Annotated in this window: 11 protein-coding genes and 1 tRNA gene; 7 read left to right on the top strand and 5 right to left on the bottom strand. The window is 58.7% G+C overall.

Annotated features, from left to right (window positions below; translation table 11 throughout):
* Positions 1-36 precede the first annotated feature (36 nt).
* From HMPREF0573_RS04620 to HMPREF0573_RS04610, 3 genes are all read left to right on the top strand, one after another.
* On the top strand, positions 37-1863 hold the full coding sequence (locus HMPREF0573_RS04620) for a cell wall-binding repeat-containing protein (RefSeq protein ID WP_236589704.1): 1827 nt from the start codon (positions 37-39) through the stop codon (positions 1861-1863).
* 94 nt (positions 1864-1957) lie between these two features.
* Entirely contained in the window at positions 1958-2620 is a 663-nt protein-coding gene (locus HMPREF0573_RS04615) for a VTT domain-containing protein (RefSeq protein WP_013189036.1), read from the top strand.
* Positions 2621-2634: 14 nt separating this feature from the next.
* Positions 2635-5580, top strand: coding sequence for an FAD-binding and (Fe-S)-binding domain-containing protein (locus HMPREF0573_RS04610; RefSeq protein ID WP_013189035.1), 2946 nt, complete (start codon positions 2635-2637; stop codon positions 5578-5580).
* Positions 5581-5900: 320 nt separating this feature from the next.
* Here the strand turns inward: HMPREF0573_RS04610 and HMPREF0573_RS04605 are convergent, their stop codons facing one another.
* From HMPREF0573_RS04605 to HMPREF0573_RS04590, 4 genes are all read right to left on the bottom strand, one after another.
* Positions 5901-7598 (bottom strand): cell surface protein, encoded by a 1698-nt coding sequence (locus HMPREF0573_RS04605; protein ID WP_236589707.1) that lies wholly within the window; start codon positions 7596-7598, stop codon positions 5901-5903.
* Between the two features lie 130 nt (positions 7599-7728).
* A complete protein-coding gene (locus tag HMPREF0573_RS04600; protein WP_013189033.1) occupies positions 7729-9192 on the bottom strand; it encodes an AI-2E family transporter in 1464 nt (487 codons plus the stop codon).
* 112 nt (positions 9193-9304) lie between these two features.
* Complete coding sequence (locus HMPREF0573_RS04595) at positions 9305-9814, bottom strand: GNAT family N-acetyltransferase (protein ID WP_004007508.1); 510 nt, start codon at positions 9812-9814, stop codon at positions 9305-9307.
* Between the two features lie 124 nt (positions 9815-9938).
* Positions 9939-10835: a Bax inhibitor-1/YccA family protein gene (locus HMPREF0573_RS04590; protein ID WP_041797966.1), complete on the bottom strand. Its 897-nt coding sequence runs from the start codon at positions 10833-10835 to the stop codon at positions 9939-9941.
* Between the two features lie 215 nt (positions 10836-11050).
* Between HMPREF0573_RS04590 and HMPREF0573_RS04585 the strand changes: the two genes are divergently transcribed.
* Together HMPREF0573_RS04585 and HMPREF0573_RS04580 are read left to right on the top strand one after the other, a co-directional pair.
* Complete coding sequence (locus tag HMPREF0573_RS04585) at positions 11051-12010, top strand: sensor histidine kinase (RefSeq protein ID WP_013189031.1); 960 nt, start codon at positions 11051-11053, stop codon at positions 12008-12010.
* 25 nt (positions 12011-12035) lie between these two features.
* On the top strand, positions 12036-12782 hold the full coding sequence (locus HMPREF0573_RS04580) for a response regulator transcription factor (RefSeq protein ID WP_004011247.1): 747 nt from the start codon (positions 12036-12038) through the stop codon (positions 12780-12782).
* A gap of 23 nt (positions 12783-12805) precedes the next feature.
* Here HMPREF0573_RS04580 and HMPREF0573_RS04575 read toward each other — a convergent pair.
* A tRNA-Leu gene (locus HMPREF0573_RS04575) sits at positions 12806-12881 on the bottom strand.
* Positions 12882-12954: 73 nt separating this feature from the next.
* Here HMPREF0573_RS04575 and nhaA point away from each other — a divergent pair.
* Positions 12955-14322 carry a Na+/H+ antiporter NhaA gene (nhaA, locus tag HMPREF0573_RS04570; protein WP_013189030.1) on the top strand — a complete coding sequence of 456 codons (1368 nt, stop codon included), beginning with the start codon at positions 12955-12957 and terminating at the stop codon, positions 14320-14322.
* A 155-nt stretch (positions 14323-14477) separates the two neighbouring features.
* On the top strand, positions 14478-15668 hold the full coding sequence (locus tag HMPREF0573_RS04565; protein WP_013189029.1) for a hypothetical protein: 1191 nt from the start codon (positions 14478-14480) through the stop codon (positions 15666-15668).
* The last annotated feature ends 8 nt before the right edge of the window (positions 15669-15676 follow it).

Raw genomic sequence — 15676 nt, 5'->3', positions numbered from 1 at the left:
TGGATAAAACCGCGCCGATAGTCGATAATTGGCCTTATGTTCCGTGGTTTTACATTACGTCGCCCCCTGTGGGTTTCGGTACTGTTCATGTTGGCTTTCGCCCTAGTTAGTATCGTTCCGGTGGCACCAGCCCGCGCCGAGACCGCCGACACCCCGTCTCAGGACCTGTCGACCGAAGTACACCAGCTCCTCCAGCCCGCTCCTGCTGACCAACCAGACAGCACGACCCCCCTTGTGAACTCCCCTGAAACTGGATTAACCCAAGCTGGACAGATTCCTGACCCGCACCCCGCCACCGTCCAGATTATTATCGGACCGGGTCCGGACGGAATGGCATCCATGTGTTCTGGGGTTTGGGTCGGACCTAACATGGTGCTGACTGCGGCGCACTGTTTTAAGAGCCTGCCCCAAGGACCGGCGCGGATTTATTCTGCCAACTCCCACCTTCCGGGGACTCCTGCCGTCGCCACCGGGGTAACTTGGGACACGACTTCACAAGGCGACGTGGCGCTGATTGTGACCACACCGGCGAACCATCCCATTGCCCCGGTCAGCGCGGCGATTCAGCCCCCCGGCACCCCCCTGCTCATTTGCGGACAGAACTACATCATTAAAGAATCCGCCACCATCGAGGCGGTCTCCCAAATGATCGGCGGCAAAGGAAACTACTGCGCCAACGTCAACACCTTGGATGCTCGGACTGCCCAGCGTTTCCAGATTCCCCCTGCCGGAAACATCCTCGCCACCGTGCCGATGGCGGTAGATCGGGGGGATTCCGGCGGTCCTCTGTACAATGCTGCTGGCGAGGTGGTCGGTATCACCAGCTCGAAATCCCACACAGCTTTCAGCGATAACAGCGAACAGCTGCTGTTTAACGCGGCCTCACCGATGTCGCGCTTCGCGCCGTGGTTGAGGAGTTTAGGGGTGTCGGTGCACGGCAGCGAGGCTAATCTGGCGTTCAAGCAACTGCCGCCAAACGTGATGCGGGTCAGCGGTGCCAACCGGATGGAAACTTCCGGGATGATTGCCGAGGCTTCTCCCAACGTGGAAACCCTGATTCTCACCACCGGTTTAATTGCCGCCGATGGTTTGGCAGCAACTCAACTCTCCGGGGTCACCAGCTCGGCGCTGGTCTTGTCGAATTCTCGCAATCATCTGGACTCCCAAGCCGTGAAAGCCCTAGATAAATTTGGGCTGCGCCGCGTCGTGCGCGTGGGAGGAACCGTAGGTCTGAGCGCTGCCGACCGGGCGGCGATTGCAGCCAAAGGTCTGGAATTGGTGGAGCTGGTCGGCATGGATCGATTCGACACCGCCCGGAAAGTCGCGCAATATCGCGATTCTTTAGGGGGCGACCCCAGCGTGGTCTTGGTGGCTGACGGCATCAACTTCCCCGACGCCCTCGCTGCCGGCGCTGCCGCCGGAGCGCTGCGCGCCTCCCTGGTGCTATCCAGTCATGCCAGCCTGCCCGACACTACCCAAAGCTACCTGAAACCCCTTTTGACCAGCGCTAAAATCATCACGGTGGGCGGTCCGGCACAGTCTGCCGTCGCCTCGGCGGGCATTAATCCCAGCGCCACCTACACCGGGACAGACCGCTACGACACTGCCCTTCGTCTCGCCACCGGTCTTGACCGCGGGCGCAACGTAAACGGTCTGGTGATGGTGTCGGGACAGAACTTCCCCGATGCCCTGGCAGCCGGAGCCTACACCGTGAAGCAAGGTGCGAAACTTGTGCTGATACCTCCCGCCGGGTCGAAACCCGCCTTTTTGCGGAGTTTGTGGGCATCCACCGGCTCCCACGGGGTCATCGTCGGTGGCACCGGCGCACTGTCTGACCAGGACGTAGCCTGGGCGCTGCGCTAGCCGCCCTCTTGCGGTTTGGGGTTCGCCGTTTGCGGTTTGGCGTTTGCGCTGCGACCAGAATCCCTGACTCTCGACATTGATTAAGATTGGAACCATGGTTTTTACTGCGAATTTGCTGGAATGGTTAAAAGACCCCGACGCCCTGTTGGAACACCTCATTTCCGCCTATGGGGTGTGGATGGTCGCCATTGTCGCACTCATTGTGTTCATCGAGTCCGGAGTGCTGTTCCCCGTGTTGCCCGGCGACTCGATGCTGTTTGCGTTGGGGCTGCTCCAAGACCGGATGCCGGTAAACCTCGCCGTAATCCTGTTCGTGCTGATTGTGGCAGCGATAGCCGGCGCCCAAGTCGGCTACTGGTTCGGGCTGCTGTTCGGCGAGAGGTTCTTTAAACCTGACGCTCGCGTGTTGAAAACCGAATACTTAGATAGTGCCCAAGTGTTCTTTCACAAGTGGGGTGGTCCCGCGGTGGTGTTGGGACGTTTCATCCCCTTCGCGCGCACTTTCGTGCCTATCGCTGCCGGTATCGGACGTTACGGCTGGGCGCATTTCACCCTGTGGAACGTCATCGGCAGTATTGCCTGGACCGGGGTGTTCATCGTCGCGGGAATTTCGCTGGGCGGAGTGCCCTTTATCCGCAACAATGTGGAGCTCATCGCCGTTATCATCATCGCGGCATCAGTCATCCCCATTGCGCTGGGAATTTTGAAAAAGACCCTGAGCAAAACTCCGGAAAGCGGAGATGCTGAGGAAAAGTAACATACACTAGGGCCATGGTGAAATACCTCCAAGATCCACTGAATCGGGCCATTTATTCGACGGATGCCTCAAACTATCGCATCGTGCCCGACCGGATTGCTCAGCCGAAAGACCTTGACCAACTGCGTGACACGATTTTGGAGGCTCTCTCCACCGGCGTGCCCCTCACGATGCGCGGTCGCGGCACCTCATGTTCCGGCAACTCCATCGGACCCGGTCTGGTCATAGATACCTCGCACCACTGCAACCGGATTTTGTCCTTTGATCCTTCCGCACGTCAGATTACGGTGGAACCAGGGGTGGTGCTCGCCGATATTCAAAAGGTCGGAGCGCCCTTTGGGCTGCGTTTCGGTCCCGATCCGTCCACTTGGACGCGAGCCACCGTCGGAGGCTCGATTGGCAACAATGCTTGCGGTCCGCACGCCCAAGCCTGGGGACGCGTGGCGGACAATGTCATTTCGTTGGACGTTATCGACGGTTTTGGACGGGAATTTACCGCCGCCTCCGGCGCGGGTGCGCTGGACGCGGTACCAGGTTTGCAGCGCCTAGTTGACGAAAATCTGGCGCTGATTCGCACGGAATGCGGGCGTTTTCACCGGCAAGTTTCGGGGTATTCACTGGAACACCTGCTGCCGGAAAACGGACGCGACCTGGCAAAATTCTTGGTTGGCAGTGAGGGGACTCTGGTCAGCGTGCTGCGTGCCACGCTTCGTCTGGTGCCGGTGCCGACCGCGCCGGTGATGGTGGTGCTGGGATACCCCGACATGATTGCCGCTGCCACCGATGTGCCGCTGATTAATGACTTTTCGCCCCTCGCGGTGGAGGGCATGGATTCCCGTTTGGTTTACACTTTGGCGCAAAAGCCGGGGGTTGGTGAGCTGCCTGAGCTGCCGGAGGGTAATGCTTGGCTGTTGGTAGAGATGGGCAGCGCCACCGAGGATTTGGAGACCACCCTGGCTCGTGCCAATGACCTGGCGCAAGCTGCCAACACCCGCGCCACCCTGGTGCTGCCCCCGTCCACGCAAGCCACCAAACTTTGGCGGATTCGCGCCGATGGAGCCGGGTTGGGCGGACGCACCCCGCTGAACCCGGATGGGAGCGGCAATGATCCGGCGTGGCCTGGCTGGGAGGATGCTGCGGTTCCGCCCCAGAATTTGGCGGCGTATCTGCGAGATTTCACCGATTTGATGCGGGAGATGAACGTGGACGGGATGCTCTATGGGCATCTCGGTGACGGCTGTTTGCACGTGCGGTTGAACCTGCCGTTGGGGGCAGAGGCAGGGCAAGGGCGTTCACGGGAGTTCTTGGAACGTGCCGCTGACCTGGTAGGCAAGCATCATGGTTCGCTTTCAGGCGAGCACGGAGACGGTCGGGCTCGCTCAGAGTTGCTGCCGCGGATGTATTCCCCCGCACTGATTGATTTGTTTAAGCAGGTCAAAGCCCTGTTTGATCCGCGGGGTTTGCTGAATCCTGGCGTGTTGGTCGATCCTGATTCGCTGGATCAGAATCTACGTCTGGCAGCGGCTCAGGTCATTCCGGCTCTGCCCGGTCAAGGCTTTACTTTCCCGAAAGACAAGGACTTTACTGCCGCGGTGCATCGCTGCACCGGAGTCGGCAAATGCTTGGCAATGAACCAGGTTAAGAACGCTTGGATGTGCCCCAGCTATCTGGCGACTGGTCAGGAAAAGGATGCCACCCGCGGACGTGCCAGGGTGCTCCAAGAAGTCACGAACGGCACGCTCATTAAGAATTTTCGCGACCCGAACCTGTTGCGAGCTCTCGACTTGTGCTTAGCATGTAAGGCGTGTTCCACGGCTTGCCCGACCGGGATAGACATGGCGGCGTACAAGTCCGAGTCGCTGTATCGGGCGTATCGCCGGTCGTTGCGACCCCGCTCGCATTACCTGTTGGGTCGATTGCCGGGCTGGCTGCGTTTGGCGCGACGGATTCCCGGCGGAGCGGGTCTGGCAAACAGTGTTTTCGGGGTAGGGTGGATTCGCCGCCTGGTGTTTCGGCTGTTTGGGCTCGATCCGAGCCGTCAGATGGCGCATTTTGCCTCCGAGTCATTCCGGACTTGGACACGGCGTCACGGCGGATACGCTGCCGAACCGGAATTCGACACGGACGGGCTGGTGAGCCCACACACGGATTCGACACCGGAGGCTACGGAACGAGTCAATGTTGCTGCCGCATCAGCGCGCGAGGGCAGCCAACCCGCTCCCGAAGCTAAACCGTGGGTCGCCGTGTGGGCAGATTCTTTCTCGGAGGGAATCGCCCCCGATGGTGCTGAGGCGGTAGTGGAGCTGCTGGAAACGGCGGGATACCAGGTGTATGTACCGCGTCCGGCTTGCTGCGGGCTGACCTATGTGACCACCGGACAGTTGGACAAAGCCCGACACAATATGCGGCACCTCTGTCAGATTCTGGGACCCCTGGCAGTTAACGGGATTCCAATCGTCGGCGTGGAGCCATCCTGCACCGCGACCTTGCGCGATGACCTGGAACGTTTACTCCCCGATGATCCGCGCGCGCACGCTATTGCCCGAGCCACGCGAACTTTGGCAGAGCTGCTCAGTGACCCTGAGACTGCCCCGAACCCAGATGTCTGGCAGTTACCGGATTTGCGCGGAGTCCAGGTCGTTGCCCAGCCACATTGCCACCACTACAGCGTCCTGGACTGGGAAACCGACCGCAAGCTGCTGGCAGCCACCGGGGCAGAGGTCGTAGAACTGGCAGGATGCTGCGGCATGGCAGGCAATTTCGGCATGGAACGCGGTCACGTCGAGGTTTCAAAGCGGATTGCCGAACACGCTTTGCTGCCCGCTCTGCGTGAACACACGAACGCAATCTTCCTAGCTGACGGCTTCAGCTGCCGTACTCAGGCGGAACAGCTGGCGGGTAGCCACGGGATTCACCTAGCGCGACTGCTGCTGGGACCCAGCGCTCGCGTCGAAGCCTAACCCCACTGCGCGACGATTCCGCACCAAATCAACCAAAGAGCACCCGGAAAACACCCGGTGAATCCAGGTATGCGCGCTCCTATAAATCCAGAGATACTCGCTGGGATGTGAATATGAGGTGGGATTTGGGCAGTAGCTGCCATTATTGGCAGCTACTGCCCTATTTCCACCCTATAATCCACGCGCGTCCCATGAAACCAGACAAGTCGCCCGGAGAAACCCGGCATAAAACTTAAAAATGTTTCGGTGTGCCCTCTACGCACACCGAAACAAATTAATAGTATTAGCCCCCACACGGGGAATATTTCCCAGAATGAGATTTAACGATTGCGTTGAATTTCAGCGTTAATCTCAGCTTGGGCTTCAGCGAGGGTCGGTCCCTCGCTAAAGCCCAGGTGCCAGAACTCCCAGCCGTCGACATCTTGACCGAGCTCCCGTGCCGCATCGCTGGGATCATGAAATTCGCGACCTTCCAGAATAATGACCCCGCGTTCTGCCAGAATCGCGGTGACTTCTGCCGGGGTGCCATTAAAGTCAATCAGGGCGACCAGCGGGGTGTCCTCCCCGGTCACTTGGGCGATGATACCCAGCCCGGTAGCGTCGCGGTACAACAGGTCGAATTCGTCTGGCTGACCCGCCCCTGGTGTCTCTGGCGTCTCCCGCGTCAGGGATGTCTCCGAGACTTGCACAGTTTCAGCGGGCGACACCAGCTGTGCCGGTTCGTTCTCAGCTTGGGCTTGTGCCTCTGCTGCCAAGGTTTCTTCGCTGGCAGGCGCCCGGTGTGAATGATGTACCGGCGGTAGCTCCCCGGTATCTGTGCCGGAAATAATGTCTGCAAAGGACGGCGAGTCTGGTTCTGCAGCACTGCCGTGATGGGTGGTAAACAGCGACTCTACCGGCTCGTCATCCTCTACCGTAGCCAACGGGGACACTGCCGACGCCCGAGCTGCTTCCATAATGGAGTGGCGGGAAATTGACCCGGTTTGCAGCTCTGGCTCGTCTACCGGGGTTGGACTGTCCGCAGTGTTCGCCAGGGCGGGTGCCGTACTTTCCGCAGTCTCTGCCGCCGGTTCCGAGTCGGGCACCACGGGTTGCAAAGTCGTCTCCGCCGGCTCTGCGCTGCCAGATTCGCCTTCCGGCGCGGCGGCTTCGGGAACCGAACCGGGCGCCATCGGGGTCGCCAAATCGGTGACCACTCCGGACACCTGATCCGGACCGGACTCCGCCTCAGGTATCACAGATTCCGCATTTTGCATATCCGCATCGGTGGCAGAGGTAATCGCTGGGATGCGGGCTCCCCGGCCTGCCAAAAGATTCGTATCGTGGCTGAACAGCGAGGACGCGACGCGCTGTACATCCAGGAACCTACGCCCGTTGGACATTTCGCGCACGCTGACATGATGGACTTCCAGTCCGGAGGGGGTCAACGCGTCCAAGGCGGGGCGCACATCGGGGTCAATCTCGGTGGCGACCAAAATCAGGCGCGGTCCCGCCGCCAAGTTCGGTGGCATAGCATCGCGGAATTGCGTCCACCCAGAACGGAAAGCGCTGACCCCGCCGGGATAGGCGGCAGCTAAATCATTCCACCCCAGATTCGACACTGCCCCGAGCCGTGCCAATGCCGCAATTAAACCGCTGGAATCCAGCCGATCCACCACTTCGACCAGCACGACCTGACCGGAACCGTCCAAAGCGGTCAAACGCGGGGACTGCTGGGGAAAACTGTGCTCAGTCCGACCCGCACCCCCGGACCCTTGTGACGTCCCCGCTGGTTCCGCAAACTCTCCGGGCATCCCAGACACCGGCGTCACAGTCATATCGTTCCAGGTCACAGGGAAAAGCGGGCGCGCAATGACTTCGAGGACTTGGCGACGGATGGAATCCAGAATCTCCCCCTGGGCTTCTGGTCCTACGGGATGGCCAAACTGGGCAGGAATCAGGTGACCTTGGTCATACTCAAACAGCGACATCGCAACCTCAATCGTCGGGACTTTAGCGAGCCAGCCTGTAAGGCTCAACTTCCCCTATCATCTCACGTTTTTACTCCTGTTACATACAGGCGTGGGAAGCATTTGAAAAAGGTCGCGATTTTCCCTGCCGTGATTCCGGTGAAGCTGGCGTTGCGTCGGGGGCGACGGGAGGTCACGATTAGGACTTTTCGGAACCAGCCGGGGTTGCCGAGTCCGTCGCGGACCCGTCAGCAACAGCGGTGTCACCAGCCTTTTCGGTCGGGTCTTTCGCCGGGGATGCCGTCGCCGCGGTGGATTGCTGCCGGGAACGTTCCTGGGTTGCCATCACTTTCGCGGTGTCCTTTTTGGAGCCACCAATATAAGACGCCGCCACCTGGGCGTGAACCGTGCCCGGAGCCCCGCCAATTCGGTCGTGACGGGTGGATAGCTCCGGCATCGAGTCGTGTCCGGTCAGGTACAAAACCACGGTGTTAAAGAATGCAATCACCGGGACCACCAGCAGCGCTCCGATGATTCCTGCCAGGAAGGTTCCTGCCGTCACGCCCAGCAGCACTGCCAGTGGATGCAAATTAACCGCGGAGGACATCAGCATCGGATGCAGCACGTTCGATTCAATCTGTTGCACTGCCAAAATCACAATCAGCATTATGACAGCCGCCATGAAACCTTTATCTAGCAGCAAAATCAGCACAGCGATAGCCCCGGTGGTCACTGCCCCCACAATCGGGATAAAAGCGCCGATGAAAATGAGCAAAGCCAGCGGAATAGTCATCGACCCCGCCCCCAGGACCGCGGCTCCGATAGAGATAAACACGGAATCCACCAAAGCCACCACTGCCTGTGCCCGGATGTAACCATTTAGCGTGGTCCAGCCGCGAATCGCCGCCTCGTGTACCGGCTCACGAGCGGGCACCGGCAACATCCGAATCAACCAAATCCAAATCTGGCGACCGTCCTTGAGGAAAAAGAACAGGCAGAACAGCGAAATCAAGATGGTGGTGACTACGCTGGCGACCGAAGAGGTCACTGACAGCGCCGAGGACGCGATTGAGGAGGAATACTTGGTGGCAAAAGCGGTGATTTGGGCAGTCAGCTCGTGAATATATTTCTCGATTTGTTCCTGATCCAGTTTCAGGGGACCGTCGCTCAACCACGCTAACGCCTTGTCGAAACCACCCCCGGCTTTCACCAGCAGGGCGGGCGCGCCGTGCGCCAGCTGCGAAGTCGCAATCCAAATCATCGCGACAACCAGCCCGACCCCCACGAGCAGGGAAATAATCGCGGATAGGGTCTTGGGAATGTGCCACTTTTGCAGGCGGAGATGCATCGGCTCCAACAGCAACGTCAACAGCAGGGCAATGGCCAGGGGAATAAAGACGATGGATACTTTCGTGATTCCATACAGAATCAGCCCCAGTGCCGCAACGATGGCCAGGAAACGCCATGCCCAGCTGGCTGCCACCCGGATTCGCCACGACACAGCATAAGCCGAGTTCGGACCGTTTTCCACCAGCGGTGGGGCGGTCGGTTCCAGCTCGTCAAAGTTAGGAACCCGATTTTGTGTGTCTCGCCGGGCAATGACCTCACGCCACCACCCGCGTCTGTATTCAGCTCCGGCGTTCAATAACGCTTTCTTTTCCATCGCACTTCCGTTTCGATTGGTTGTTGTCAAAAGTTTCATTCTGGTCGCCCCGCCTTTTGGAGCGTCGCGACTGGGTGAGCACAGACCGAATGCCGAGTGAAAGGAATAATGCTTAGCGCACCATCCGGTTGAGCGTCAGCCCGTAGTTGACCTCGCGACCGGTCATGGCTCCGTCCGAGAGGAACCCGGCACGCCGATAAAATCGGTGCGCTCGTTTTTCCCCCGGATACCCTGCCGGTAGCCACAGTTGGGCTGGCTCTTGAGGACCGACCACGTATTCCAGCAGGCGCCGTCCCAGACCTTGCCCCTGAAATTCTGGCATCAGGTAGTGCATGGACACTTCCCGTTCCCGTGCGGGCGGGGTCACGTGCTCGTTGCGAACTGTCTGTACCGTCATGGCGATACCGACCACCCGACCGTGCTCAACCGCAATAGCAATGCGGCGTCCTGCCGGATCCGAAGTCAACAGATTGTGCCACTGCCCGACCAAAGTCGGCTCATCGAAACGGGAACGGTATTTTGCGTCAATAAATTCACCGTAGTTAGCCAGCCACATGCGGGCATGAGCCACCCCCATACCGGCAGCATCCTGAACTTCTGGCGGGCGAATGTTGACAGTCATTACTCTCGATTCCGTGTGATGTTTTCTCTAAGTCTAACTTCTGAGGGGAGGCAAACGGTATCCTCCCCGCGGGTTAACACGAAACTGCGCTGAACATTCAGACCGGAAACTCCGGAACACAAACCTAGTTGTTATCGGACGCAAAGTACGCAAAAATCCGCAGGAACTCAATGTAGAGCCAAATCAAGGTCACCATGAGCCCAAAAGCGGCCGTCCAAGCGGTTTCCTGAGGCGCCCCGTTATCGACCGCAGTGACGATGTAGTCAAAGTCCGTAACCAGCGAGAACGCGGCTAATCCGATGGCGATGAGGCTGACCACAATCCACAGCGGGAAGCCACCGATGGTCGGTGCGTTGGGGCCGTAGAAGGACCATGCCGGGTTGATGAGGCTGACCACCATGTTGCCCAGATAGAACACAAAAATCGAAAACATACCAACTGTGATGACCCGCATCAAGGTCGGGGAGTTCCGCACCACCTTGGTCTTAAACAGCACCAGCATCACCAGGGTGGTGACCAAGGTCGCCACGATTGCTTTCATCACTACACCGTCGTAAAGCGCGGCGAACAGGCTGGAAATGCCACCTAACATGACGCCCTCGAAAGCGGCGTAACCCAAAATCAAAGCCGGGGAGGGACGGCGCTTAAACGAGTTCACCAGCCCCAACACCAAAGCTACAAGCATCGAGACAAACGCTACGCTCATGCCCAGACCCGGATTGGTCGCGGTCAACGCCCAAGACCCGGCTCCGAAAAGCAGGAGGGTCCCGAAAGTCACCACCGTCTTAATCAAAACATCGTCCATGGTGACGGGACGGCTGGCAGAAGTCGTGCCGTATTGTTCTTGTCCCTGCGGAGTGGGGAACTGCTGGGGGCGTTCCGGCGCGTAGCTCACTTGGGGAGCGTCACCGGGATAGGTCTGAGTTGCCCCTCCGCCGACCTGGTAGCCGGGCATAGTCGGGTATCCCCCCGGAGTGCGCTCGGTAAATACTTTGTTGCGGGTAAACACTGGATTACTCATGTCGCTCCTTATAGTCTCAACAGTTTTATCGTAGCGGATTTCCGGGTTTCTGCGAGGCTCAGTCCTCCTGCTGCGGGGGGATTTTCCGGTATGCCGCCCGTCACGAAGCCAGCGAAAACCAGCTATGTCACAATAGGTTGGTGACTACCCCCCCGATTCCCCGCCAGCCCGGCGGCAATGTTGACCCCGCGCGGCGCCGAACCCTGCGTGGTTTGGTGTCAAACGCGCTGCTGATAGTCACGTTCTTAGTGCTGTTCGGAGTCGGTATTTTGGTGGTAGTCCAGGTGGGGTTCCTGGAGCCGCAGGAAAATCTGGCTGCCCGCGGGATGCTGGCGCTGGTCATCACCCTGCTGATGGTGGTGGCAGTGATGCTGGCACGTATCGTCCAATTGGGACGCGACCGGGTGGACGAGCTGACGTTGCGTAACCGCCAGTTGGAACTGGAACGCGAGCAATCCGAACAGATTGCGGTAGCTGACGAACGCGCCCGGATTGCGCGGGAGATGCACGATATTGTGGCTCACTCACTGACGGTGTTGATTGCGATGAGTGACGGCGCCACCGCCGCGATTGACAAAAACCCGGAACTCGCCAAAGCAGCCTTGCGCAATATGAGCGAGACGGGGCGGGCAGCACTGGCAGACACCCGCCGCCTGGTGGGAGTGCTGCGCCAACCCACCGAAGTGCCCCAGAACCTTGACCCCAACGCTCCGCAAGTCGCCCCCGCGTCCTCCCTGGAGGAAGTCCGTTTCACCCCGTCCCCGGACTTGGCAGAAATGGAGGGGCTCATTGCCCAGTTCCGAGCGGCTGGTCTGCCCATTACTTACCGGTATTCCGGGGATGAGGTGCCGGCTGACGGTCCGCTGCAACTGACGATTTATCGAATCGTCCAAGAGTCTTTGACTAACATTTTGCGTCATGCTCCCGCCTCCACCGCGGTCGAGGTTGATTTGGAAGTGCAGGGAAACGGCATTCATATCGTCGTGTTTAACGCCACTTCCTTGGCGGGGATTAACCCCGGCGGCGGAAAAGGGCTGATTGGGATGCGCGAGCGTGCTGCGGTTTATGACGGTCATGTCGAGGCCGGTCCTACCCCCGGCGGGTGGCGGGTAGAAGCCTCCTTGCACTGGCAGGCAGAAACTCCGAAGCCTGAGGGCTGGGTCATGCCCGCGTGAACGACTTTTAGGGGACAATAGAAACGTGAGTGACAACGAGAACGAACCGGGACAGACCGCGCAATCCGCGGAATCCGCACAGTCCGCGCCTAGTGAAGCCATCAAAGTGCTACTGGTCGATGACCAGTCCCTGATCCGGATGGGATTTCGGATGGTGCTGGAAGCCGCGGACGACATCACGGTGGTAGGCGAAGCGGCAGATGGCAAAACCGCACTACAGATGGTCAAAGCGACCTCGCCTGACGTGGTGCTAATGGATGTGCGGATGCCACACATGAACGGCATCGAAGCGACTTCGGAGATCATTACTGGCAACCCAAACGTGAAAGTCCTCATCCTCACCACTTTTGACCTGGATGAATACGCTTTCGCCGCACTGCGAGCCGGAGCCAGCGGATTCCTGCTGAAAGACGCCAAACCAGAGGAACTCATCGGCGCCATCCGCAATGTCGCCCACGGGGACGCCACGATTTCTCCGCGCGTGACGAAACGGATGCTTGAAATGTTCGCCCCGCAGCTGCCCGGAGAACAGGACGAGGTGGAGGAAGCGAACCTGGTCGATAAAGCCCTGCTGGACAGCCTCACAGATCGGGAGACTGAGGTCCTCACCCTCATCGCACAAGGTCTGACCAATCAGGAAATCGCCACGCAGCTGTTTATTTCGATGACTACGGTGAAGACTCACGTGGGCAATATCCTGAACAAAATCGGTGCCCGCGACCGCGTGCAAGCGGTGATTTTTGCTTACGAAAATGGTCTGGTTTCCGCCTAAATCCGCCAGATTAGCGGGAGGAATGGTACCCCCGGTCGGATTCGAACCGACACTGAACTGATTTTAAGTCAGCTGCCTCTACCATTGGGCTACGGGGGCGGTCGCATTTTTCAACTTGGTTAATCATCCATTCATTTGGGGATTTACTCAAATCGAACCTAGACTGTGGATTATGGACAAAGAAGTGCCAAGCAATGATAAAGAATACGAAAACCTCGACAAGGGTCTGTTCGGAGAGCCGGACTTAGCCAGTCCTTCCCCGACAGACTACGATGCCGCGGTTCAGGCTGGCGAGCAACGACTCAGCCCGCAGCAGCGGTTTGCTCGGTTTGTTTCCGACGACATCGTCGGAGGGCTGATTCTGATTATCGCTGCCGTGCTCGCCCTGGTGTTTGCCAACACCCCTTTCCGCGAGGGGTATCAGGCAGTGGCACAGTTCGTGCCCGACCCTGGTCTGGCGCAAGCCGCCGCCACTGACACCCTGTCTGTGCTGCAAAAACTGCACCTGTCCATGCCTATTGAAGAGTGGGCGCGTGACGGTATCCTGGCAATTTTCTTTTTCACCGTCGGGTTGGAGCTAAAGGAAGAGTTCACCCACGGCGCCCTGCACGATCCCCGCACCGCGGCGATGCCGATTATTGCCGCGGTTTTCGGGATGGCGGGCCCCGCCCTGGTCTTCGTAGTGGTCACCGCCATCACTGGCTCTGGAGCTTGGCACGGTTGGGCGATTCCGACCGCTACAGATATTGCTTTCGCGGTCGCGATTTTGCAGATTTTTGGTCGTGGCTTGCCTAACGGGGCGCGGACGTTCCTGCTGACCCTGGCTGTGGCAGATGACCTGGGCGGGATTATCGTCATCGCCGTATTCTATGGTTCTAACCTGAATCTGGTTTTCCTGCTGCCGATGGCGGCGTGTGCCGCCCTGTTCGGGTTCCTGTGTCACAAGCGGAAAGGTCACTGGTATTTCCTGCTCCCTCTGGGGGTGCTGACCTGGTACTTCATGCTGGTTTCCGGCATTCACGCCACGATTGCCGGAGTGGTGCTGGGCATGGTGGTTCCCGCCGATAAGCGCGACTGGGAAGTCCACAATATGGTGGAACAAATCGCGATGAAGGTGAACCCGGTTTCTGCCGCGTTTGCGGTGCCGTTCTTTGCATTCTTTGCCGCGGGGGTGGACATTGTGGACACTCCTGGCGGGGCGCTGCAAATGCTGGCAAATCCCGTAGCGATAGCGGTCATGTTGGCGTTGCCTTTCGGGAAATTGTTGGGAATCTCCGGTTCCGTCTTCGTGATGGAAAAGTTCACTCCTCTGCACTTGGAAAAAGGCGTGACCATGGGTGATATGGTTCCGATTTCGCTGGTGGCAGGGATTGGTTTCACTGTGGCGCTGCTGATTTCGCACCTGTCTTTCCGCGGCGACGATTTGTTGACCCAAGCCGGTTCTATCGGTGTGGTCATGGGCACCGCGCTGTCCATCATCTTGGGTGCGGTTGCCCTGCAGCTGCGTCTGGCTTTCCGCCGGTCACACGCCCACGAGTGAGGACAGTCCACCCCGCCCTTGTGCATCAGCCCGACCCTGCGGACTTGGGAAAGAAAATAACCCAAAAGGGTATGTCCGGCGTCGGGCGCATCTGATATTTTCGAAGTGAGGAATCGGCGTTGGGTCGCTTCCCGGAAACCTAGAAAGGCGAACAAATGCGGAGTTTGCGCAAGAAAAGCCTGGTGGCGGGCATCGCAGCAATCGCGCTGGTAGCATTGAGCGGCTGCGAAATGAACGTCAAACTGAAAGTCATCGACGAGCACACCATTGAGCCTTCGGTCATCGTGGCGATGAGCGAAGCCGAAAAGGACATGCTTTCCTCCATGGGCGACGGCGGGAAAGTGACCTGCCAGGATCTCGCGGATACGGAAAATGAAGGCGAGGCCACGGTCAAAGATTTGAGTACCGGCGGGGATATGAAATGCGAGATTATTCTGCCTCAGGAACAGAGTCTCAATTCAAGCAAGAACCTGAAAAAAGACGGCGATGACCTGGTTCTGACCCTACCCAAAGAGGACATTGACGACCTGAAATCGAAACTGAACGGTGCTGGGGACACCAGCGAGATCGGTATGGATTCAATCACCATGAACCTGATTATTCAGATGCCCCACGGTATCAAAACAGCCACCGTGGACGGGCAACCCGTTGATTTCCAGGGTGACAGTGTGACGCTGGACCTGACCGACCTCGGCAGCGAAGTTAAAGTGGTTTCCTCCCCTGACATACCTGCTGGAAACAGCGTCGATACGGCTGATTCCAAGTACGATTCGGACAGTGACCACACGGCTGCCGGGATAACCAGAACGTCGGTCCCCGGGTATTTTTTGCTGGCGATTCCCTTGTTTTCAATCCTGATTGTTGCCGGAATCGTCATTCTGATTGTGGTGCTGGTCAAAAAGAGCAAAGCTAAGGCTAATCCGGTGACTCAGTTCGGCCAGCCGATGAACTACGGGCAACCGGGGCAGCCCCAGTTTGGGCAACCCACACAGCCACAACCTTTCGCACAACCAGGGCAGCCACAGCCCTTCATGCAGCCGGGACAGCCCGCCCCAACGCAATCCTTCGCACAGCCTAGCGCGGGGCAACCTGCCGTGCAGACCTCACAACCCCAGTTCGGGCAACCCAACCCCTTTGCCCAGCCAGGGCAACCTACCCAAATGGCAAACCCCTTTGCTCAACCAGCGCAGCCAGGACAGCCGGTTCAAACCCAGTTTGAACAGCAGAATCAGCCTGACCAGACCCAGCTTGGGCAACCGCAGTCTTTCGGGTCGAATATTCCAGACCAAGCTGGTCCGTCCCCTGAACCGACCGACTCCACCCAGAATCCAAATCCGCAAAACTAGCCCCCAAC

Origin of the sequence: Mobiluncus curtisii ATCC 43063 (assembly GCF_000196535.1) — a bacterium.
GTDB classification, from domain to species: domain Bacteria; phylum Actinomycetota; class Actinomycetes; order Actinomycetales; family Actinomycetaceae; genus Mobiluncus; species Mobiluncus curtisii.
Note: the sequence above shows the minus strand (reverse complement) of the source record. Positions and strands in the feature narration are given on the sequence as shown.